The sequence below is a fragment of the Roseateles asaccharophilus genome, assembly GCF_004362405.1.
GTDB lineage: Bacteria > Pseudomonadota > Gammaproteobacteria > Burkholderiales > Burkholderiaceae_C > Kinneretia > Kinneretia asaccharophila.
Genome location: NZ_SNXE01000010.1, coordinates 84,626 through 106,157 on the forward strand (window position 1 = coordinate 84,626; position 21,532 = coordinate 106,157).

Below are 21,532 nucleotides of genomic sequence, written 5' to 3' on the forward strand. Positions count from 1 at the left end.
CACGACAGGGACAGTGCATGGCGCTGAAGCCTGCCTAGAATCGAACGATCGTTCTTTTCCTGGCGCCGCTCTTTCCGGCTCGGCCCCGAGCCGGCGCGGCGCCAGCACAGCACAAGGAAGGGGTCTTCAGCATGACTGCAAGCTACGAGGTCCGCGGCGAGATCGCCGTGATCACCCTGAACAACCCGCCGGTCAACGGCCTGGGCTTCGAGACCCGGCGCGCCACGGCCGAGGGCATTGCCCGGGCCGAGGCCGACGCCGCGGTGCAGGCCGTGCTCATCACCGGGGCCGGCAAGGCCTTCTCGGGCGGGGCGGACATCCGGGAGTTCGGCTCGCCCAAGGCCATGGCCGAGCCCAATCTGCCCTCCCTGATCGCGGTGGTGGAGAACTGCAGCAAGCCGGTGGTGGCCGCCATCCACAGCGTCTGCATGGGCGGCGGTCTCGAGCTGGCCCTGGGCTGCCACTACCGCGTGGCCGCGCCGGGCGCCAAGATCGCGCTGCCCGAGGTCAAGCTGGGCCTGCTGCCGGGCGCCGGTGGCACCCAGCGCTTGCCGCGCGCCCTGGGCGTGGAGCCGGCGCTGAACATGATCGTCTCGGGCGAGCCGGTGGCCAGCGAACTGCTGGCCCAGGTGCCGGGACAAAAGCTGTTCCAGAAGATCATCGAGGGTGATCTGCTGGCCGGCGCCATCGCCTTTGCCCAGGAAGTGGCCGCCCAGCGCCCCCTGCCCAAGGTGCGCGAGCTCAGGGCGCGCCATGCCGAGCCCCAGGCCTTCTTCCAGTTCGCCCGCAATATGGTGGGCGCGCAGAGCCGCAATTTCCCGGCACCGCTGCGCTGCCTGGAGGCGGTCGCGGCGTCCGTGTTTAGCAAGAGCTTTGAGGAAGGCATCCGGGTGGAGCGCGAGGGCTTTGCCGCCCTGATGCAGACGCCCGAGTCCAAGGCCCTGCGCCACGCCTTCTTCGCCGAGCGCGCCGCCAGCAAGATCGGTGATGTGCCCGAAGACACGCCGCAGCGCCCCATCGCCAAGGTGGCGGTCATCGGTGCCGGCACCATGGGCGGCGGCATCGCGATGAACTTCCTCAACGCCGGCCTGCCCGTCACCCTGCTGGAAACCAAGCAGGAGGCGCTGGACCGCGGCATCGCCACCATCCGCAAGAACTACGAGGCCCAGGTCAAGAAGGGCAAGCTCAAGGAAGACAAGTACCAGCAGCGCATGGCCCTGCTGTCCAGCACCCTGAGCTATGAGGACATCCGCGAGGCCGATCTGGTGATCGAGGCGGTGTTCGAGGAGCTCTCGGTCAAGGAGGCGGTGTTCAAGCAGCTGGACGCGGTGATGAAGCCCGGCGCCATCCTGGCCACCAACACCTCGACCCTGGACGTCAACAGAATCGCGGCCTTCACCCAGCGCCCGCAGGATGTGCTGGGCCTGCATTTCTTCAGCCCGGCCAATGTGATGAAGCTGCTGGAGGTGGTGCGCGGCGAGCATACCGCCAAGGATGTGCTGGCCACGGTGATGGCCCTGGCCAAGAAGATCAAGAAGACCGCGGTGGTCTCGGGCGTGTGCGATGGCTTCATCGGCAACCGCATGATCGAGCAGTACAGCCGCCAGGCAGGGTTCCTGCTGGATGAGGGCTGCACGCCCCAGCAGGTGGACCGCGCGGTGGAGCAGTTCGGCTTTGCCATGGGCCCCTTCCGCATGGGCGATCTGGCCGGCAATGACATCGGCTGGGCCATCCGCAAGCGCCGCTATGTGGAAAAGCCCCATCTGCGCTACTCGGCCAGCGCCGACCGCCTGTGCGAGCTGGGCCGCTTCGGCCAGAAGACGGGCGCGGGCTGGTACGACTACCAGCCCGGCAAGCGCGAAGCCATTCCCTCGCCCGTGGTGGAGGCCCTGCTGTCCAAGCACCGTGAGGCCATCGGCGCCAAGCCCCGCGCCATCAGCGACGAGGAGATCGTGCAGCGCCTGGTCTTCGCCCTGGTGAACGAGGCCGCCCATCTGCTGGAGGAGGGCATTGCTCAGCGCGCCTCCGATGTGGACATGGTCTACCTGACCGGCTACGGCTTCCCGCTGTGGCGCGGTGGTCCCATGTGCTATGCCGACACCGTGGGCCTTTTCAATGTGGTGCAGGCCATGCAGCGCTTTGCCCGCAACCCGGCCGACGACGCCGCATTCTGGGAACCGGCGCCGCTGATCAAGCGCCTGCTTGCCGAGGGCAAGTCCTTTACCTGACAACGAATTCAAGCGAGCCGCCATCATGAGCCAAGCCCTGATTGTCTCGACCGCACGCACCCCTCTGGCCAAGAGCTGGAAGGGCGCTTTCAATATGACCCATGGCGCCACCCTGGGCGGGCACGCGGTGCGTGCCGCCGTGGAGCGCGCCGGCATCGAGCCCGGCGCCGTGGAGGATGTGCTGATGGGCTGCGCCTTCCCCGAAGGGGCTTGCGGCAGCAATTTCGCGCGTCAGATCGCCCTGCGTGCCGAACTCCCGGTGACGGTGTCCGGCATGACCATCAACCGCTTCTGTTCCAGCGGGCTGCAGACCCTGGCCCTGGCGGCCCAGCGCATCATCGCGGGCGAGGGCGAGGTCTTTGTGGCCGGCGGTGCCGAGAGCATCTCCTGCGTGCAGAACGAGATGAACAAGCACATGCTGCAGGAGTCCTGGCTGCGCGAGCACAAGCCCGAGATCTACTGGAGCATGCTGCAGACCGCCGAGAACGTGGCCCAGCGCTACGGCATCAGCCGCGAGCGCATGGACCAGTACGGCGCGGCGAGCCAGCAAAAGGCCTGCGCCGCTCAGGCCGCGGGCAAGTTTGCCGAGGAGATGATCAGCGTGACCACCACCATGGGCGTGGCCGACAAGCTCATGGGACTGATGACGAAGTCGGTCACCCTCAGCGCAGACGAGGGTCTGCGCGAAGGCACCACCTACGAAGGCATCAAGGATCTGCGCAGCGCCCTGCCGGGTGGCGTGGTCAGTGCCGGCAATGCCAGCCAGTTCAGCGATGGCGCCGGGGCCTGCGTGGTGGTGAGCGAGCACTACGCCGAGACCCATGGCCTCAAGCCCCTGGGCCGCTTCCTGGGCTTTGCCGTGGCCGGCTGCGAGCCCGACGAGATGGGCATAGGCCCCGTCTTTGCCGTGCCCAAGGTGCTGAAGAAGCTGGGCCTGAGCGTGGCCGACATCGACCTCTGGGAACTCAATGAGGCCTTTGCCGTGCAGGTGCTCTACTGCGCCGACACCCTGGGCATTCCCATGGAGCGCCTGAATGTGAACGGCGGCGCCATCGCCCTGGGCCATCCCTATGGCGTCTCGGGCCAGCGCCTCACGGGCCATGCCCTGATCGAGGGCCGGCGCCGCGGCGCCAAGCGCGTGTGCGTGACCATGTGCATCGGCGGCGGCATGGGTGCGGCCGGCGTCTTCGAGGTGCTCTGAAGGCCTCTGGCCGCTGAAGGAGGCGCGCATGCGCCAGACCCTGGACTTTCTGCTCAATGACTGGCTGCGCGTTGAGCAGCTCAACACGCGTGCTCGCTTTGCCGAGCACAGCGCCGAGACCTATGGCGCGGTGCTGGACCTGGCCGAGAAGCTGGCGCGCGAGAAGTTCGCGCCCTACAACCGCCTGGCCGATCAGCAGGAGCCGCATTTCGACGGCGAGCGTGTGCATCTGCCCGAGCCCACGCACGCGGCCATGCGGGCCTATGCCGAGTCGGGCCTGCTGGCCGCCAGCCAGGACGAGGCCTGGGGCGGCATGCAGCTGCCCTGCGTGATCGAGATGGCGGCGCAGAGCTTCATCAGCAAGGCCAGCGTGGCCATGAGCGGCTACGCCATGCTCACCCAGGGCAATGCCAATCTGCTGATGGCCCATGGCAGCGCGCGCCAGCGCGAGGTGTTTGCGCGCCGGGAGTTCGAGGGCCGCTGGTTCGGCACCATGTGCCTGTCCGAGCCTCAGGCCGGCTCCTCGCTCTCCGACATCGCCACGCGGGCCGAGCCCGACGGGGCCGACTTCGAGCAGGACCCGCTGGGCCCGCGCTACCGCCTGCGCGGCCACAAGATGTGGATCTCTGGCGGCGAGCATGAGATGTCCGAGAACATCGTGCATCTGGTGCTGGCCAAGATTCCGGGGCCGGATGGTCAGCTCGTGCCCGGCACGCGCGGCATCTCGCTCTTCATCGTGCCCAAGCAAATAGTGGATGCCTCGGGTGAGCTCAGCGGCGAGCGCAACGATGTGGTGCTGGCCGGCCTGAACCACAAGCTGGGCTACCGCGGCACGAGCAACTGCCTGCTGAACTTCGGCGAAGGCCGCTTCACACCGGGCGGGCGTGCCGGTGCCGTGGGCTATCTGGTGGGCCGGCCGGGCGAGGGCCTGAAGTGCATGTTCCACATGATGAACGAGGCCCGTATCGGCGTGGGCCTGGGCGCGGTGATGCTGGGCTATGCCGGCTACGAGGCCAGCCTGGAGTACGCGCGGCAGCGGCCGCAGGGCCGGGCCATGACCGCGGCCGGCAAGGATGCCGCATCGCCGCAGCGCCCCATCATCGAGCATGCGGACGTCAAGCGCATGCTGCTGGCCCAGAAGAGCTATGTGGAAGGCGGGCTGGCGCTGGCGCTCTTCTGCGCGCGCCTGGTGGATGAGCTGCACACCGCCGAGCCCGAGGCCGCGGCCGAGGCGGGCCGGCTGCTGGAAGTGCTGACCCCCATTGCCAAGAGCTGGCCCAGCGAGTGGTGCCTGGAGGCCAACTCCCTGGCCATCCAGGTGCTGGGCGGCTATGGCTACACGCGCGACTTCCCGGTGGAGCAGTACTGGCGCGATAACCGCCTGAACATGATCCACGAGGGCACGCATGGCATCCAGGGCCTGGACCTGCTGGGCCGCAAGGTGGTGATGGAGGGCGGCCGCGCCCTGCTGACCCTGGCCGGCCGCATCAACAAGAGCATCGAGGCCGCGCTGCAGCGTCCGGGCCTGAGCGAGCTGGCCCATGGCCTGGCCGCAGCCCTGGCCCGCCTGGGCCGCGCCACCAAGGACGCCTGGGCCAGCGGCCAGCCCGAGGAGGCCCTGGCCAATGCCACGCCCTATCTGCAGGCCTTCGGCCATGTGGTGCTGGCCTGGATCTGGCTGGAGCTGGCCCTGGCCGTGGAGGGCGTGGACAGCGACTTCGCCCAGGGCAAGCGGGCGGCCGCGCGCTACTTCCATGCCTACGAACTGCCCAAGATCGAGGCCTGGCTAGCCGTGGTCTCGCGCCGCGAAGCGCTGTGCCGCGAGATGCAGGATGCCTGGTACTGAAGCCCCACCGTCCGCCGCTTGCGGCCTTGGACCTCATACACACAAGGAGACCGATCGATGACCAGCAGCAAGCGCGTGCAGGACTTGTTTGACCTCAGCGGCCAGGTGGCCCTGGTGACCGGGGGCTCGCGCGGCCTGGGTCTGCAGATCGCCGAGGCCCTGGGCGAGGCCGGCGCCAAGATCATGCTCAGCGCACGCAAGGCGCCGGAGCTGGAACAGGCCATGGCCAGCCTGCAAGACCGGGGCATCGATGCGCGCTGGATCGCGGCCGATGCGGCCGATGCGGATCAGGCCCGCGGCATCGTCACCCAGACCCTGGAGCGCCTGGGGCAGATCGACATCCTGGTCAACAACGCGGGCGCCACCTGGGGCGCGCCGGCCGAGGACCATCCCCTGGAGGCCTGGGACAAGGTGATGGACCTGAATGTGCGCAGCCTCTTCGTGATCAGTCAGGAGGCCGCGCGGCTGAGCATGATCCCGCGGCGGCAGGGGCGCATCATCAATGTGGCCTCCATCGCCGGCCTGGCCGGCAATCCGGCCATGATGAAGACCATTGCCTACAACACCAGCAAGGGGGCGGTGGTCAACTTCACCCGCGCGCTGGCGGGGGAGTGGGGGGCCTACGGCATCACGGTCAATGCCCTGGCACCGGGTTTCTTTCCCAGCAAGATGACGCGCGGCCTGCTGGCCGCGGTGGGCGAGCAGCAGATTGCCGCGGGCGCACCCCTGGGCCGGATCGGCGATGATGAGGACCTCAAGGGCGCCGCCCTGCTGTTCGCCTCCGCGGCGGGCAAGCACATCACCGGCCAAGTGCTGGCGGTGGATGGTGGCGTCAGTGCCATCCATGGAAGCTGAAGATCAAGGCCGATGAGTCTCGCCCCACCGCTGAAATTTCCCGTCCACATTCCCTTTGTTGAAGAGCTAGGCCTGGAGCTGCACGCCATGGCCGAGGGCCAGGCCGAGCTGCAGGTGGACCTCAGGCAGGCGCATCTCAACTCCTGGGAGGTGGCCCATGGTGGTGTGCTCATGACCCTGCTGGACGTGGCCATGGCGCATGCGGCCCGCAGCATCCACGCCGATCAGCCGGGCTTCGGCCCTGGCGTGGTCACGGTGGAGATGAAGACCAGCTTCATGCGCCCCGGCGAGGGCCGCCTGCGCGCCGTGGGCCGGCTGCTGCACCGCTCCACCACCATGGCCTTTTGCGAGGGTTCGGTGCTGGGCGAGGACGGCAAGCTCTGCGCCCACGCCACGGGCACCTTCAAGTATCTGAAAGCCCTGCCCGGCCGGGGCCGCCAGCTCAAGACCCTGCGCAGCGCGCAGGACTGAGACGGCGCCCCGCCTTCAGCGGAAGAAGGCCACGGCCTGCACCAGCTGCTGGGCCTGGACCTTGAGGCTTTCGGCGGCGGCCGCGCTCTGCTCCACCAAGGCGGCGTTCTGCTGGGTGACCTTGTCCATCTGGGTGATGGCCTCACCGATCTGGCTCACCCCATTGCTCTGCTCGGCGCTGGCGCTGCTGATCTCGCCCACGATGTCGGTCACGCGGCGTATGGCCGTCACCACCTCGTCCATGGTCTGGCCCGCCTTGTCGACCAGGGCCGTGCCCTGTTCCACACGCTCGGAGCTGGCGCCGATCAGGCTCTTGATCTCCTTGGCCGCCTCGGCACTGCGCTGGGCCAGATTGCGCACCTCGCCGGCCACCACCGCGAAGCCGCGGCCCTGTTCGCCGGCCCGGGCGGCCTCCACCGCGGCATTCAGGGCCAGGATATTGGTCTGGAAGGCGATGCCGTCGATGGTGCCGATGATGTCGGCGATCTTGCGTGAGCTCTCATTGATGCCCTGCATGGTGGCCACCACATCCGCCACCACCTGACCGCCGCGGCTGGCCACCTCGGAAGCGCCCTGGGCCAGCTGATTGGCCTGCTGGGCGTTGTCGGCGTTGTTGCGCACGGTGGAGCCCAGCTCGTCCATGGTGGCGGCCGTTTCTTCCAGCGCCGCGGCCTGCTCCTCGGTGCGCTGGCTCAGGTCGGCATTGCCCTGGGCAATCTCGGCGCTGGCCGTGGCCACGCTCTCGGCGTTGTCGCGCACGGTCCTGACGATGCCCTGCAACTCGGCGCGCATGCGCTCCAGGGCCTGCAAAAGCTGGGCGGTCTCGTCGCGGCCCTGCGCCTCAAGGCGCTGACCCATATCACCTTCGCTCATGCGCTGGGCGGCAATGAGGGCCTGACCCAGGGGCCGGGTCACATGGCGGCTGATGCCCAGGCCCAGCGCAACGCCCGCGGCCACGCCCAGCAGGATCAGCACGATGGTGACGTTGCGGCTGCGTTCATACAAGGCGGTGTTGGCTTCGGATACCGCGTGCGCGTCCTCCTCCTTGAGCTTGGAGAGATCCTGCATGGCGTTGCCCATGCGCAGGCTTTGCGGTACCAACTCGGCCTTGAGGTACTTGAGCGATTCCGTGGAGGTGGCCAGGTCGGCACGGCCCACCAGCTGGTTCATGGCCGCGGTGACCTTTTCGTCATTGGCCCACTCCTTGCGCAGCTGCTCCAGGCCTTGCCGGCTGGCCTCGCTCACAAACAGGGGGGCCGCCTTGTCCAGCAGGGCTGCGACCTGCTGGCGGGCCTGCTGCTGGCGCTGCAAGGCCTCTTCGCGCTCCTGGCCGGTGGTGGCGATCATGGCGTCCCGCAGGGCGACCACGCCGCGCAGGCGTTCCACATTGGCCTCCTTCATCAGCGACAGGCCGATCAGCTCCTGCTCATAGAGCCGGGTGTCGGCATCGTCGATGCGCTTCATGTTGTAGAGCGCAAAAGCACCAATCACGGCACCGATCAGGGCCACCAGCACAAAGGCCGTCACCAGCTTGGTGGCGGTCTTGAAGTCGGACAACTGCATCGAAAAGCTCCACAAGAAACTCGCTCCCTGATTTGCGACTGCTCTTGTCAAAGCGACCCTCTGATGGGGCTGACGTGATCTTGCAGCAGTTTTTCGGATTCCGCTGACGAATTAGGGGGGTGTCGCCCCCGAAATTTCCCTGCAATGCGGGGCCGCGGCGGGCTGGCGCCTGTCACCCAAGGGACGGGGCTGCGGCGGGGGGCGTGATCCAATGAAGCGTTGTTGTACCCAGAACATTTCAGGAGCACCGCATGAGCCTCATCAACCGTCAGATTCAGCTCGCCTCGCGCCCCGCAGGTGAGCCCAGCGCCGAGAACTTCCGCCTGGTCAGCACGCCGGTGCCGGCGCTGGCCGAGGGCCAGGTGCTGGTGCGCAACCACTACCTGAGCCTGGACCCCTATATGCGCGGCCGCATGAACGAGGGCAAGAGCTATGCCCAGCCCCAGCCGCTGGACGAGGTGATGATCGGCGGCACCGTGGGCGAGGTCGTGGCCTCGCGCAATGAGCACTTCCAGGTGGGCGACAAGGTGGTGGGCATGGGCGGCTGGCAGGAGTACCAGCTGGTGGACGCCAGCCAGCGCGGCGTGCTGCAGAAGGTGGACACCACCCATATCCCGCTCTCGGCCTATCTGGGCGCGGTGGGCATGCCCGGCGTCACCGCCTGGTACGGTCTGACCCAGATCATCGCCCCCAAGGCGGGAGAGACCGTGGTGGTCAGCGCCGCCAGCGGCGCCGTGGGCGGGGCCGTGGGCCAGCTGGCCAAGGTGCGCGGCGCGCGCGCCGTGGGCATTGCCGGCGGGGCCGACAAGTGCCGCTATGTGGTGGAGGAGCTGGGCTTTGACGCCTGCATCGACTACAAGGAGCACCGCGATGCGCGCAGCCTCTCGGCCGCGCTCAAGAGCGCCTGCCCCAATGGCATTGACGGCTATTTCGAGAACGTGGGCGGCATGATCCTGGACGCGGTGATGCTGCGCGCCAATGCCTTCAGCCGTGTGGCCATGTGCGGCATGATCTCCGGCTACAACGGCGAGCCCATCCCCATGAGCGCGCCCCAGCTCATCCTGGTCAACCGCATGAAGATCGAGGGCTTCATCGTCTCCGAGCATATGGAGCTCTGGCCCGCCGCGCTCAAGGAGCTGGGCGGCCTGGTGGCCACCGGCAAGCTCAAGTACCGCGAGAGCGTGGCCCAGGGCCTGGAGAACGCGCCCGAGGCCTTTCTAGGCCTGCTCAAGGGCCGCAACTTCGGCAAGCAGCTGGTGGGGCTCATCTAATGAGTGAAGTCCTGCAATGGCGTTGCCGGCCCCTGGCCGAGCTGAGCCCCGAGGCCCTCTACGAGATCCTGGCCCTGCGCGCCCAGGTCTTTGTTGTCGAGCAGCGCAGCGTCTATCTGGACGCCGATGGCTGGGACACCGGCTGCTGGCATCTGGAAGGTCGCGACGCGGCGGGTCGCTTGCTGGCGTATGCCCGCCTCGTGCCGCCCGGCCTCAAGGGCGATACGCAGGCCCTGCCCATGATAGGCCGCGTGGTGGTGGCGCCCGCCGCCCGCGGCGCCGGCCTGGGCCGGCCCCTGATGCGCCAGGCGATTGCCGAGTGCGAGGCGCGCTGGCCGGGGCAGGGCATAGACATCGGCGCCCAGGCGCATCTGGAGCGCTTTTACGCCAGCCTGGGCTTCGAGACCCGTTCCGCCCCCTATGACGAGGACGGCATCGCCCATATCGATATGCACCGCGCCGCCACGCAAGGAGATCGTGCATGAAACAGTTCCAGGGCCGCACGGCCGTGATCACCGGTGCCGGTTCGGGCTTTGGCCTGGAGGTGGCGCGCCTGGCCGCGGGCCGCGGCATGCAGCTGGTGCTCTGTGATGTGCAGGCGGACGCGCTGGCGCGCGCCGCCGCCGAGTTCGAGGGCCGCGTGCCCGTGCTGGCATGCCAGGTGGATGTGGCCAAGGCGGACTCCATGGAAGCCCTGGCGGCCGAGGTGCAGCAGCGCTTTGGCGCCCCGCACTTCGTCTTCAACAATGCCGGCGTGGGCTCGGGCGGCCTGATCTGGGAAAACACCCTGGCCGACTGGGAATGGGTGCTGGGCGTCAATCTGATGGGCGTGGTGCATGGCGTGCGCCTCTTCACCCCCATGATGCTGGCCGCGGCCCAGGCCGATCCGCAGTGGGAGGGCCATATCGTCAACACCGCCTCCATGGCCGGCCTGCTCAATCCGCCCAATATGGGTGTGTACAACGTGAGCAAGCATGCGGTGGTTTCGCTCAGCGAGACCCTGTATCAAGACCTGGCCCTGGTCAGCGAGCAGGTCCACTGCTCGGTGCTCTGCCCTTACTTCGTGCCCACCGGCATCTCGCAAAGCCACCGCAACCGCCCGGAGGACCTGCCCGGCGGCCGGCCCTCGCGCAGCCAGCTGATCTCCCAGGCCCAGATCGACAAGGCCGTGTCCTCTGGCAAGGTCAGCGCGGCCGATGTGGCGGCCCTGGTCTTCGAGGCCCTGGAGCAGCGACGCTTCTACATCTTCAGCCACCCCCAGGCCCTGGGCGGGGTGCAGACCCGGCTGGAAGATGTGATGCAGGCCCGCAATCCCAGCGACCCCTTCAGCGAGCGGCCCGAGATCGGGGCCCAGCTGCGCCAGGCCCTGCGCCAGGCCTGAGCGAGCGCAGCGGCCTCAGGGGTTGCACAGCTCGCAGCGTGCGGCGGGCACGGTCTCGCGCAGCACCTGCTCGGCCTCATGGCTGCACACGGGGCAGCGCAGGCGCTGGGCCCGCGCGGCGCTGGTCTCGTGGCCGCAGCACTCGCAGCGTGCGCCCGTGATCAGGCCCACCGGGCCCCAACCCCTGGCCTCGCAGCGCGGGCAACGCTCGCGCAGCCGCTGCACCAGGGCCTGGCCGGCCTGGGCGATCATGGCCATGCGAGCGGGGTTGCGGTGGGCCCGCATATCGGTTTCCAGCCAGACCTCGCCCTGGGCCAGGGCCGGCGCCACCTGCGCACGCAGGGCCTCCAGATCGCGCAGCTCCTTGTGGAACCAGGGCTCGTGCGAGCGCCCCACGATCAGGCCCTGGGCCGGAAAGCCCATCTCGCTGGCGAAGGCCAGCACCGCCTCAAGGTTGGCGACGCTGGCCTGCCGGTAGGCCGTGGCCGGCCCCTGGGCGACCGCATGGACCTGGCTGTTTGTCCGGGCGTCATGCAGCACCAGCAGTTCTACGCCCCAGGGCGCCTGTCCCATGTACGGGTCGGGCCCGAAGCTGCCCTCGCTGCCCAGGCCCCAGCGGCAGCCCGAGCGCTCGCAAGCCAGCCGGGCCTTGGTGAGCGCGGCCTCGAACTGGCTGCCCTGGCGCGGCTGCTCCAGGGTGAAGGTGCCCAGGCTGTCGGTGTCGAAGTCGTCGACCAGCCGCAGGGTGAGGCCCAGCTCCCCGGCCACCGGGCCCAGCACGGCGGCCTTGCCGTGCCGGGTGAGCAGGGCCAGGGCTTGCTCGTCGGCGCTCATCCGTGGACGGCGGCGTAGCCGGGGCTGCCGTCGAAGGTGTAGAGGTTCTCGGTCTTCACCACATCGAAGCCTTGCGCGTGCAGACGTTCTTGCAGGGCCAGCACTTCCTTGAAGTCCAGCAGGCCGGCGGTGGCGCTGAAGCGGCAGCGCCAGTGGTCCACGCAGAAGGTTTCCGGGAAGCCCTGGGGCCAGACCTTGACACCGCGATTGGTGATCAGCTGCAGGGGCAGGGCGGGCGCGGCCAGGGCCTGCAGCTGCGGGCCCAGCTGCTCGGGGCTGCCCTCGCGCCACTGCAGGAAGACGTCCACCCCCACCAGCTGCTTGTTCAGCGGCGCCCGGCGCTCGGGCCGCGGCAGCTGCAGGGGCGCCTGCTCGGCATAGCGCACCGCCTTCAGGACCTCGGGCTTTTTGCCCAGGCGTGCAATGAGCGCGTCGGCAAAGGCCTGGGTGCCCAGGCGCTGGTGGCTCTGGCCCTCGCGGTAGATGTCGGCGGTGTGCAGGCCTTCTTCCAGGGTGCGCAGCCAGGCGTTGTGCACGCGCTCGGCCACCTCGGCCTGGCCGATGTGCAGCAGCATCTGGATGGCGCCGTTCAGCAGACCCGAGGGATTGGCCAGATCCTGGCCCGCGATATCGGGGGCCGAGCCGTGGATGGCCTCGAACATGGCGCACTGGTCGCCGATATTGGCCGAGCCGGCCATGCCCACCGAACCGGCGATCTGGGCGGCCACATCGGAGAGGATGTCGCCGTAGAGATTGGGCATGACGATCACGTCGAAGCGCTCGGGCGTGTCCGCCAGGCGGGCCGCGCCGATGTCCACGATCATGCTGTCGCGGGCGATGTCCGGGTACTCCGCGCCGATCTCCTCGAACACGCGATGGAAGAGGCCGTCGGTGAGCTTCATGATGTTGTCCTTCACGAAGCAGGTCACGCGCTTGCGGCCCTGGCGGCGCGCGTACTCGAAGGCATAGCGCACGATGCGCTCGCAGCCCGGGCGGGTGATGAGCTTGAGGCACTGGTAGACCTCATCGGTCTGGCGGTGCTCGATGCCGGCGTACAGGTCCTCCTCGTTCTCACGCACGATCACCACATCCATGGCGGGGTGGCGCGTGGGCACGAAGGGGGCGTAGGCCATGCAGGGGCGCAAATTGGCGTACAGGCCCAGGGCCTTGCGGGTGCTGACGTTCAGGCTCTTGTAGCCGCTGCCCTGGGGCGTGGTGATGGGCGCCTTCAGGAAGACGCGGGTGCGGCGCAGGGACTCCCAGGCGCTGGAACCGATGCCGCTGCTATTGCCCGCCAGATAGACCTTCTCGCCGATCTCGATCACCTCGGGGGCAATGTGGGCGCCCGCGGCTTCCAGCACGCGCAGGGTGGCTTGCATGATCTCGGGGCCGATGCCGTCGCCGTAGGCGACGGTGATGGGGGTCTTGCTCATGGTGTGAACCTTTCGTCTGAGAGGCCGTGGTGCGGCGATGGAGCGAATTCTGGGAAATCCGGTGAATTTGTGAAAATAGATTTATTCGGCTGACAAAATCTACAAATGGCAATACGAAAACGGCTTCACACCCGCCAGACCACCTTCCGTCAGCTGGAGGTCTTTCGCGCCGTGGCCGAGAGGCTGAGCGTGACCGAGGCGGCGCATGCGCTGCATCTGGCCCAGCCCACGGTCTCCACCCAGCTGGCCCGGCTGGCCCAGGCCCTGGATGTGCAGCTCTTCGAGCAGATCGGCAAGCAGCTCTACCTGACGGATGTGGGTGAGGAGTTGCTGGCCACCAGCCGCGAGCTCTTCGATGTGCTGGACCGGCTGGAGATGCGTCTGGCCCAGCGGGCGGGGCTCTCGGTGGGGCGCCTGCGCCTGGGGGTGGTGACCACGGCCAAATACCTGGTGCCGGGTTTGCTGGGACCCTTCTGCCAGGCGCATCCGCAGGTGGAGGTGGAGTTCCAGGTGGGCAACCGGGCCGAGATCCGGCGCCGTCTTCAGGACAATCTGGACGACCTCTATGTCTTCAGCCACCCGCCGCGCGAGCTCGATATCGAGCTGACCCTGCTGACCGAGAACCCGCTGGTCGTGATCGCGCCCCGCGAGCATCCCTTGGCCAGCCGCCGTCGCATCCCCTGGAAGGCGCTGGCTGGCGAGCGCTGGCTGATGCGCGAGCCGGGTTCGGGCACCCGCCATGCCATCGAGCGCTTTTGTGAGACCCAGGGCCTGAGCCTGGACAAATCCATCACCATCGCCAGCAACGAGGCCATCAAGGAGTCGGTGGCGGCCGGTCTGGGCCTGGCCATCCTGAGCCGCCTGGCCCTGACCCATATGGCGCCGGGCAATCTGGTGGAGCTGCCGGTGGAGGGCTTCCCCATTGCCAACAGCTGGTATCTGGTGGTGCCGCGCGGCAAGCAGCTCTCGCCCATCGCGGCGGCCTTCAAGCAGCACATGCTGTCCCAGCTGGGGCCGCAGGTCTGAGCCCTTGCGCGGCGGGCTTCTGGCACACTGTCGCGCCCCGCATCTGCACGAGTTTTCCATGAGCCAGCCCATCCCATCCGCCCCGCAGGCCCTGGTCATCGGCGGCGGCCCCGCCGGCCTGATGGCGGCCGAGGCCCTGCGCGCGGCGGGCGTGGAGGTGGATCTTTGCGATGCCATGGCCTCGGTGGGCCGCAAATTCCTGCTGGCCGGCAAGGGCGGGCTCAATCTCACGCATTCCGAAGATTTCGAGCCCTTTGTGGGGCGCTTTGGCGAGCGCGCGTCCCGGATCGAGCCCCTGCTGCGCACCTTTGACGGCCCGGCCCTGCGCGCCTGGGCCGAGGGCCTGGGCGTGAGCACCTTTGTCGGCACCTCGGGCCGCGTCTTTCCCACGGACATGAAGGCCGCGCCCCTGTTGCGGGCTTGGCTGGCGCGCCTGCGCGCCGCGGGCGTGCGTTTTCATATGCGCACGCGCTGGCTGGGCTGGAACGAGGATGGCGCGCTGCGCCTGCAGGGGGCCGATGGCGTGGAGCAGTGCGTGCGCCCCGGCGTCACCGTGCTGGCCCTGGGCGGCGCGTCCTGGCCCCAGCTGGGCTCGGACGGCGCCTGGGCGCCCCTGCTGCAGGCCCAGGCGGGCCTGGACATCGCGACGCTGCGCGCCGCCAACTGCGGCTTTGACATCGGCCCCACGGCCGCCCATGCGGACGCGCCCGGCTGGAGCCCCGTGTTTGCCCAGCGCTTTGCCGGCCAGCCGGTCAAGCCCGTGGCCCTGCATTTCACGGGGCGGGGCGCCACGCCGCGCCGCTTCGAACGCCAGGGCGAGTTCGTGATCACGGCCAGCGGCATCGAGGGCTCGCTGATCTATGCCGCCTCGGCCCTCTTGCGCGAAGAGATCGCCGAGCAGGGCGAGGCCCTGATCGAGCTGGACCTGCTGCCGGGCCGCAGCGCCGACAAGGTGGCGGCCGAGGTGGCGCATCCGCGCGGCTCGCGCTCGCTCTCCAGCCATCTGAAGAGCCGCCTGGGCATCGAAGGGCTCAAGGCCGGCCTGCTTAACGAGTTGCTCAGCCGCGAGGAGATGCTGGACCCGGCCTGTCTTGCTGCGCGCCTCAAGCGCCTGCCCCTGCGCCTGCGCGCCCCGCGCCCGGTGGCCGAGGCCATCAGCACCGCCGGCGGCCTGCGCTTCGAGGATCTGGATGAGGGCCTGATGGTCAAGCGCCGCCCCGGCCTGTTCTGCGCCGGCGAGATGCTGGACTGGGAAGCCCCCACCGGCGGCTATCTGCTCACCGCCAGCATGGCCAGCGGTCGCGTGGCGGGTGCGGCGGCGGCCCGCTGGCTGGCCGCGCAAGGCTGAGCCGATCTCAAGCCGGGCATGGCCCTGACCAGGGGCTATGGCACACTCCCGCGCTTCCCGTTTCGTCTAGGTTTTGAGCTGTTTTGGACAAGATCCTGCTTCAAATTGCCGAGGAACTGAAGGTTCGCCCGGCCCAGGTCAACGCAGCCGTGGAGCTGCTGGATGGTGGCGCCACCGTGCCCTTCATCGCCCGCTATCGCAAGGAGGCCACCGACGGCCTGGACGACACCCAGCTGCGCGAGCTGGAAGCGCGCCTGGGCTATCTGCGTGAGCTCGAAGACCGCCGCGCCGCGGTGCTCAAGAGCATCGAGGAGCAGGGCAAGCTCACGCCCGAACTGCAGGCCGCCATCCTGGGCGCGCCCACCAAGCAGGAGCTGGAAGACCTCTACCTGCCCTACAAGCCCAAGCGCCGCACCAAGGGCATGATTGCCCGCGAGGCCGGCCTGGAGCCGCTGGCGGACAAGCTCTTTGCCGACCCCACGCTGGATCCGCAGGCCGAGGCCGCCGCCTTCATCAATGCCGAGCTGGGCTTCGCCGACAGCTTCGCGGTGCTGGACGGGGTGCGCGATCTGCTCTCCGAGCGCTGGGCCGAGGACGCGGTGCTGATCGGCAAGCTGCGCGAGTGGCTCTGGGCCGAGGGCCTGTTCCAGTCCAAGCTCAGCGAGGGTAAGGACGAGAACAACCCGGACATTGCCAAGTTCCGTGACTATTTCGACTACGCCGAGCCCATCCGCACCGTGCCCTCGCACCGCGCGTTGGCCGTGTTCCGCGGCCGCACCCAGGAGTTCCTGGACGCCAAGCTGGTGCTGGACGAGGAAACGGTGGCCGGCCAGCCGGGACTGGCGGAAGGCCGCATCGCCCGCCACCTGGGCTGGAGCCACGCCAACCGCGCCGGCGACACCCTGATCCGCAAGACCATCGCCTGGACCTGGAAGGTCAAGCTCAGCATGAGCCTGGAGCGCGACCTCTTCGCCCGCCTGCGCGACGAGGCCGAGAAAGTGGCCATCAAGGTCTTTGCCGAGAATCTGCGCGACCTGCTGCTGGCGGCACCCGCCGGCAAGCGCGTGGTGATGGGCCTGGACCCGGGCATACGCACCGGCGTTAAGGTGGCGGTGGTGAGCGATACCGGCCGCGTGCTGGACACCAGCACGGTCTATCCGCACGAGCCGCGCAAGGACTGGGAAGGCTCGCTCCACACCCTGGCGCGCCTGGTGGCCACGCATGGCGTGAACCTGATCGCCATCGGCAATGGCACGGCCTCGCGCGAGACCGACAAGCTGGCGGCCGACCTGATCAAGCGCATCCAGCAGCTCGCGCCCGGCACCGAGATTCAGAAGGTGGTGGTCAGCGAGGCAGGTGCTTCCGTCTACTCGGCCTCCGAGTTCGCCTCCAAGGAACTGCCCGATCTGGACGTGAGCCTGCGTGGCGCCGTGTCCATCGCCCGCCGCCTGCAGGACCCGCTGGCCGAGCTGGTGAAGATCGATCCCAAGAGCATCGGCGTGGGCCAGTACCAGCACGATGTGAACCAGAGCGAGCTGGCCCGGACCCTGGACACGGTGGTGGAAGACTGCGTGAACTCCGTGGGCGTGGACCTGAACACCGCCTCGGCTCCGCTGCTCTCGCGCGTCTCGGGCCTCTCGGGCACGGTGGCCGCCTCCATCGTGCGCTGGCGCGATGCGCATGGTGCCTTCCGCAACCGCCAGCAGCTGCTGGATGTGACGGGTCTGGGCCCCAAGACCTTCGAGCAGGCCGCGGGCTTTCTGCGCATCCGTGATGGTGACAACCCCCTGGACCTCTCGGGCGTGCACCCCGAGACCTATCCCCTGGTGCAACGCATCCTGGACAAGGTGGCCCGCCCCATCACCGAGGTGATGGGCAAGAGCGATGTGATCCGCAGCCTGCGCCCCGAGGCCCTGGCCGACGAGAGGTTCGGCGCCATCACCGTGAAGGATGTGCTGGCCGAGTTGGAGAAGCCGGGCCGCGATCCGCGCCCGGACTTCCAGGTGGCGCGCTTCAACGAGGGCGTGGAAGACCTCAAGGACCTCAAGGAAGGCATGGTGCTGGAGGGCACGGTCTCCAACGTCGCGCAGTTCGGCGCCTTTGTGGACCTGGGCGTGCACCAGGACGGCCTGGTCCATGTGAGCCAGCTCTCCAACAAGTTCGTCAACGATGCGCGCGAGGTGGTGAAGACAGGCGACATCGTCAAGGTCAAGGTGCTGGAAGTGGACCTGGCGCGCAAGCGCATCTCCCTGACCATGAAGCTGGACGCCCAGGCCCCGCGCGCTGGCGCCGGCAAGGGCGGGGACAACAGCTTCCGCCCCGCCGGCCGCCAGGAGCGCACGGGCGCTGCTCGCACGGCGCCGGCCACGGCTCCGGCAGGCAATGCCATGGCGGCGGCCTTCGCCAAGCTGCAGGGCGGCCGCAAGGCTTGAGCGCGGGGCCTGGTCTGGGTGCGCCGCCTGCGAGTGGCGCCGCGCAGTCAGCATTTCGTCGCATGAGGCCTGCAGACTCGCGCATTTGCCCTTAGGCTTCGCCCCGTCATGCGCCACTTGGAGATTGTCTTGTCCTTTCGTATCCGCCCCTTGAGCCTTGCCTGCACGCTGCTGGCCCTCGGCTATGCCTGCAGCCCTGCGCAAGCGCAGGACATGCCCGGCGGCGAGAGCGACGCGGGGTCGCCGCGCCCGCAGGCGGGTACCCGGCTGGATCGGGTGGAGCTGAGCTCGCGGGTGCAGACCGACACCGATCTGCGTCGCCGCGCGGCCGTGGCCAAGCAGGTCTACGGCCGTGAGGAGCTGGATCGTTTCGGCGACAGCAATGTGGCCGATGTGCTCAAGCGCCTGCCGGGTGTCAGCGTGCAGGGCAATGCGCCGCGCATGCGTGGCCTGGGTGCGGGCTATACCCTGATCCTGATCAATGGCGACCCGGCCCCGCCGGGCTTCCAGTTCGACCAGCTCGACCCCAAGCAGGTGGAGCGCATCGAGGTCACCAAGGGCCCCACGGCCGACCAGAGTGCCCAGGCCGTGGCCGGCGCCATCAACATCATCCTCAAGGACGCGCCGCGCGTCAGCCAGCGTGACCTGGGCATGCGCCTGGGTTACAACGCCGACCGTCCCGTGGGCGGGCTGAACTTCACCTGGGGTGAGCGGGTGCTGGGTGGCGTGGCCGTGTCGGTGCCCATCTCCGTGTTCCAGTGGCGCGGTCTCAATGAAACCCGCACCGAGAAGCGTGCGCCGGGGACCAATGGAGAGAGCGCCCTCTCCGTGCAGGAAGGTGCGCAGCCCTTCTGGGGTCGTGGCATCAACAGCAGCCCGCGCCTGAACTGGAAGATTGACGATGAGCAGTCGCTGGCCGTGCAGGCCTTCGCGCAGGACGGCCGTTGGAACAACAGAACCAGCTTCAGCAATCAGGTGCTGACCGCCAGCCCCATCCTTGAGGATGACAACGCCGGCAGGGGTGGTTTCCGTACCGTGCGCGCCAATGCCAACTATCAGAACCGGCTCAGCGACAGCCAGAAGCTGGAGCTCAAGCTGGGCGGCCAGCGTGCCGAGGGCGACTTCGATGTGCAGACCTTCCGCAACGGCATGCCGCAACGCCGTTCTGTGGGCGACAACCTGGACCGCAGCATCACGCAGAGCGGCAAGTTCGGCCAGCTCTTGGGTGAGTCGCACAGCCTGACGGTGGGCTGGGACCTGGAGTCGCGCCGCCGCGACGAGAAGCGCGAGGTCACGGAGCTGGGCTCGCCCCAACTGCCTGACTTTGATGGCCAGCCCTTTGGGGCGCGGGTGCAGCGTCAAGCCCTGTTCATCCAGGACGAGTGGGAGCTTAGCCCCCAGTGGTCCACCTATCTGGGCCTGCGTGGTGAGCGCATCGTGACCCAGAGCCGCGGCCTGGCGGTGGAAGAGCGCAACACCAGCGAGGTGATCACGCCGCTCTGGCATCTGAACTACAAGCTGGATCCCAAGGGCCGTGATCTGATCCGAGCCAGCCTGACCCGCAGCTACAAGGCGCCCGAACTCAATGCCTTGCTGGGGCGGCCGGCGCTCAACGGCCTCTATCCGGATGCCAGCAAGCCCAACACCCAGATTGCCCCCGATCGCGTGGGCAATCCGCAACTCAAGCCCGAGCTGGCGACCGGCCTGGACCTGGCCTTCGAGAAGTACCTGTCCGCCGGCGGCATGGTCAGCGTGGGCTTTTTCCATCGCGAAATCCAGGATCTGATCCGCAATCAGGTGGTGCTTAGGACGGTGAGCTGGTCGCCCGTGCAGCGCTGGGTGTCGACCCCGCTGAACATCTCCCGCGCCAGCACCAGCGGCATCGAGCTGGAGCTCAAGGGGCGGGCCGGCGAGTTGCTGCCCTCGGTCTTCGACCCCAAGCTGGCCCTGAACCTGCGAAGCTCGCTCAACTACTACCGCTCACGCGTGAAGGCCCTGGAAGGCCCCAACAACCGTCTGGACGGCCAGCAGCCCTGGTCGGCCAACTTCGGTTTGGACTATCGGCTGAGCGCCTTGCCCATGCCCGTGGTGCTGGGGGGCAATCTGGGCTTCACGCCCGGCTACACCACGCGCCAGAGCGAGACCCAGTGGCTGGAGCAGGGGCGGGTGCGGTCCATGGATCTGTTTGCCCAGCTGGTGCTGAGCAAGCAGGCCTCCCTGCGTCTGATGGCCAATAACTTCGCGCCGCTGGACAACCGCTCGCGCACCCTGCTGGCCACGGACGACTACACCGCCACCGAGCGCCAGGGGCGCACCTGGTGGGGGGCGATGCTGGAGTACAAGCTCTGATGGGAGCTGGCGGCGGCGCGCTGCGCATCTATGCCGGGCCGCGCGCCCGGGCGCGGCTGCGCGAACGCGGTTTGCGTGCCGAGGAGGTGCGGGTCATCCCGGCTGCGGCCGGTGGTCCCAAGGGCCTGATCCTCAACAAGCTGGATCAGCATCTTTTCGGACGCTGGCTGCCGACCGCCACACAGGATGTACATCTGCTGGGTGCCTCCATCGGCGCCTGGCGCATGGCCACGGCCTGTCTCGCCCACGAGGCGACCGACGCGGTGCAGGCCTTTGCCCGCATGGCGCATGACTATGTGCATCAGCGCTACGAAAGCCGGCCGGGCCAACGCCCCACGGCCGAGGCCGTGAGCCGCGGTTTCGCCGCCAAGCTGGCGGAGATCTTTGGCGCCCAGGAGTCGCGGGTGCTGTCCCATCCGCGCTACCGTCTGCATGTCTTCACCTCGCGCGGCCGGCATATCCTGGGCCGCGAGGGCCGTCTGCGCACGCCCTTGGGCTACTCGGCTGCGTTCGCGAGCAATCTGCTGTCGCGGCGTGCCATGTCGGTGTGGCTGGATCGGGTGGTGTTCTCCGATCCGCGCGCACCGCTGCCCATGCCGTTGGCGGACTTTCGCAGTCACCAGGTCGAGCTCAGTGAGCGGAACCTGCAGTCGGCCCTGCTGGCCAGTTGCTCCATCCCCTTCTGGCTGCAGGCGGTTCCCGATGTGCCCGGCGGACCGCGCGGCGCCTACTGGGACGGTGGCATCACCGACTATCACCTGCACCTGAACTACGCGGCCATGGCGGGCGAAGGGCTGGTGCTGTATCCGCATTTCCAGGCGCAGGTGATTCCGGGCTGGCTGGACAAGAGCCTGCGGCACCGGCACGCGGCCACGGCCTTTCTGGACAATGTCGTGCTGCTGGCGCCGGACCCGGACTGGGTGGCCCGCCTGCCGCGCGGCAAGCTCCCGGATCGCGATGACTTCCGCCACTATGGCGATGATGTGCAGGCACGCGCCCGAGCCTGGCTGGCGGCCATCGCCGAGAGCGAGCGCCTGTGTGAGGACTTCGCGCGGGCCTGCGAGCGCGACAGCCTGGATGTCCTGCCCCTGCCCGGGCGGGCTTGACTTACAATCGGGCGCAGTTTCAAAGCCCCAAGCAACACCACAAGGACCGAGAAAGGCAGCTAGGTTATGACACCGCGAACTACGACCACCCCCTCTGAGGTTTAGTCGGCCGCGGCTCGTCACGTCTTTTTCGTCATCCCACAAGAACGCGGCCCAGGCCGCGTTTTTTGTTTCTCCGGAGTGTTTTC

Annotated in this window: 16 protein-coding genes; 13 read left to right on the forward strand and 3 right to left on the reverse strand. The window is 68.4% G+C overall.

The features are described from left to right. Positions 1-131: 131 nt before the first annotated feature. The 5 genes from DFR39_RS17755 to DFR39_RS17775 are packed head-to-tail and all read left to right on the forward strand — an operon-like array spanning position 132 to position 6,601. On the forward strand, positions 132-2,228 hold the full coding sequence (locus tag DFR39_RS17755; protein WP_133605177.1) for a 3-hydroxyacyl-CoA dehydrogenase NAD-binding domain-containing protein: 2,097 nt from the start codon (positions 132-134) through the stop codon (positions 2,226-2,228). Between the two features lie 25 nt (positions 2,229-2,253). Further along, entirely contained in the window at positions 2,254-3,429 is a 1,176-nt protein-coding gene (locus DFR39_RS17760; RefSeq protein ID WP_133605178.1) for an acetyl-CoA C-acyltransferase, read from the forward strand. 28 nt (positions 3,430-3,457) lie between these two features. Then, positions 3,458-5,275: an acyl-CoA dehydrogenase gene (locus tag DFR39_RS17765; RefSeq protein WP_133605179.1), complete on the forward strand. Its 1,818-nt coding sequence runs from the start codon at positions 3,458-3,460 to the stop codon at positions 5,273-5,275. A 57-nt stretch (positions 5,276-5,332) separates the two neighbouring features. Then, entirely contained in the window at positions 5,333-6,130 is a 798-nt protein-coding gene (locus DFR39_RS17770) for an SDR family oxidoreductase (protein WP_133605180.1), read from the forward strand. 12 nt (positions 6,131-6,142) lie between these two features. After that, positions 6,143-6,601 (forward strand): PaaI family thioesterase, encoded by a 459-nt coding sequence (locus DFR39_RS17775; protein WP_133605181.1) that lies wholly within the window; start codon positions 6,143-6,145, stop codon positions 6,599-6,601. A 15-nt stretch (positions 6,602-6,616) separates the two neighbouring features. Here the strand turns inward: DFR39_RS17775 and DFR39_RS20430 are convergent, their stop codons facing one another. Further along, the gene (locus DFR39_RS20430) at positions 6,617-8,164 is read right to left on the reverse strand and encodes a methyl-accepting chemotaxis protein (RefSeq protein WP_133605182.1); all 1,548 of its coding nucleotides are present in this window, start codon (positions 8,162-8,164) and stop codon (positions 6,617-6,619) included. 251 nt (positions 8,165-8,415) lie between these two features. Here DFR39_RS20430 and DFR39_RS17785 point away from each other — a divergent pair, with 251 nt between their 5' ends. From DFR39_RS17785 to DFR39_RS17795, 3 genes are read left to right on the forward strand one after another with little or no spacing between them, the layout of a single operon-like run. Next, positions 8,416-9,435 (forward strand): NADP-dependent oxidoreductase, encoded by a 1,020-nt coding sequence (locus DFR39_RS17785; protein ID WP_133605183.1) that lies wholly within the window; start codon positions 8,416-8,418, stop codon positions 9,433-9,435. After that, positions 9,435-9,920 (forward strand): GNAT family N-acetyltransferase, encoded by a 486-nt coding sequence (locus DFR39_RS17790; protein ID WP_133605184.1) that lies wholly within the window; start codon positions 9,435-9,437, stop codon positions 9,918-9,920. The genes DFR39_RS17785 and DFR39_RS17790 overlap by 1 nt, the downstream gene beginning before the upstream one ends. Next, positions 9,917-10,816, forward strand: a complete 900-nt coding sequence (locus tag DFR39_RS17795) for an SDR family oxidoreductase (protein WP_133605185.1) — start codon at positions 9,917-9,919, stop codon at positions 10,814-10,816. The genes DFR39_RS17790 and DFR39_RS17795 overlap by 4 nt, the downstream gene beginning before the upstream one ends. A gap of 15 nt (positions 10,817-10,831) precedes the next feature. On the opposite strand, the gene DFR39_RS17800 is transcribed toward DFR39_RS17795, so the two are convergent. Next, positions 10,832-11,650, reverse strand: coding sequence for a DUF6671 family protein (locus DFR39_RS17800; RefSeq protein WP_133605186.1), 819 nt, complete (start codon positions 11,648-11,650; stop codon positions 10,832-10,834). Further along, entirely contained in the window at positions 11,647-13,083 is a 1,437-nt protein-coding gene (locus DFR39_RS17805; RefSeq protein WP_133605187.1) for an NADP-dependent isocitrate dehydrogenase, read from the reverse strand. The genes DFR39_RS17800 and DFR39_RS17805 overlap by 4 nt, the downstream gene beginning before the upstream one ends. A 105-nt stretch (positions 13,084-13,188) precedes the next feature. On the opposite strand from DFR39_RS17805, the gene DFR39_RS17810 reads away from it, so the two are divergent. From DFR39_RS17810 to DFR39_RS17830, 5 genes are all read left to right on the forward strand, one after another. Then, positions 13,189-14,109, forward strand: coding sequence for a LysR family transcriptional regulator (locus tag DFR39_RS17810; protein ID WP_133605188.1), 921 nt, complete (start codon positions 13,189-13,191; stop codon positions 14,107-14,109). 58 nt (positions 14,110-14,167) lie between these two features. Beyond that, positions 14,168-15,457: a TIGR03862 family flavoprotein gene (locus DFR39_RS17815; RefSeq protein ID WP_133605189.1), complete on the forward strand. Its 1,290-nt coding sequence runs from the start codon at positions 14,168-14,170 to the stop codon at positions 15,455-15,457. An 83-nt stretch (positions 15,458-15,540) separates the two neighbouring features. Further along, positions 15,541-17,889: a Tex family protein gene (locus tag DFR39_RS17820; RefSeq protein WP_133605190.1), complete on the forward strand. Its 2,349-nt coding sequence runs from the start codon at positions 15,541-15,543 to the stop codon at positions 17,887-17,889. 129 nt (positions 17,890-18,018) lie between these two features. Next, positions 18,019-20,238, forward strand: a complete 2,220-nt coding sequence (locus DFR39_RS17825) for a TonB-dependent receptor plug domain-containing protein (protein WP_162849576.1) — start codon at positions 18,019-18,021, stop codon at positions 20,236-20,238. After that, positions 20,238-21,344, forward strand: coding sequence for a patatin-like phospholipase family protein (locus DFR39_RS17830; RefSeq protein WP_133605192.1), 1,107 nt, complete (start codon positions 20,238-20,240; stop codon positions 21,342-21,344). The genes DFR39_RS17825 and DFR39_RS17830 overlap by 1 nt, the downstream gene beginning before the upstream one ends. Positions 21,345-21,532 lie beyond the last annotated feature (188 nt).

Excerpts from the sequence above, each read along its gene's own strand:
- DFR39_RS17755 (WP_133605177.1), top strand. The coding sequence starts at position 132 with ATGACTGCAAGCTACGAGGTCCGCGGCGAGATCGCCGTGATCACCCTG.
- DFR39_RS17760 (WP_133605178.1), top strand. The coding sequence starts at position 2,254 with ATGAGCCAAGCCCTGATTGTCTCGACCGCACGCACCCCTCTGGCCAAG.
- DFR39_RS17765 (WP_133605179.1), top strand. The coding sequence starts at position 3,458 with ATGCGCCAGACCCTGGACTTTCTGCTCAATGACTGGCTGCGCGTTGAG.
- DFR39_RS17770 (WP_133605180.1), top strand. The coding sequence starts at position 5,333 with ATGACCAGCAGCAAGCGCGTGCAGGACTTGTTTGACCTCAGCGGCCAG.
- DFR39_RS17775 (WP_133605181.1), top strand. The coding sequence starts at position 6,143 with ATGAGTCTCGCCCCACCGCTGAAATTTCCCGTCCACATTCCCTTTGTT.
- DFR39_RS20430 (WP_133605182.1), bottom strand. The coding sequence starts at position 8,164 with ATGCAGTTGTCCGACTTCAAGACCGCCACCAAGCTGGTGACGGCCTTT.
- DFR39_RS17785 (WP_133605183.1), top strand. The coding sequence starts at position 8,416 with ATGAGCCTCATCAACCGTCAGATTCAGCTCGCCTCGCGCCCCGCAGGT.
- DFR39_RS17790 (WP_133605184.1), top strand. The coding sequence starts at position 9,435 with ATGAGTGAAGTCCTGCAATGGCGTTGCCGGCCCCTGGCCGAGCTGAGC.
- DFR39_RS17795 (WP_133605185.1), top strand. The coding sequence starts at position 9,917 with ATGAAACAGTTCCAGGGCCGCACGGCCGTGATCACCGGTGCCGGTTCG.
- DFR39_RS17800 (WP_133605186.1), bottom strand. The coding sequence starts at position 11,650 with ATGAGCGCCGACGAGCAAGCCCTGGCCCTGCTCACCCGGCACGGCAAG.
- DFR39_RS17805 (WP_133605187.1), bottom strand. The coding sequence starts at position 13,083 with ATGAGCAAGACCCCCATCACCGTCGCCTACGGCGACGGCATCGGCCCC.
- DFR39_RS17810 (WP_133605188.1), top strand. The coding sequence starts at position 13,189 with ATGGCAATACGAAAACGGCTTCACACCCGCCAGACCACCTTCCGTCAG.
- DFR39_RS17815 (WP_133605189.1), top strand. The coding sequence starts at position 14,168 with ATGAGCCAGCCCATCCCATCCGCCCCGCAGGCCCTGGTCATCGGCGGC.
- DFR39_RS17830 (WP_133605192.1), top strand. The coding sequence starts at position 20,238 with ATGGGAGCTGGCGGCGGCGCGCTGCGCATCTATGCCGGGCCGCGCGCC.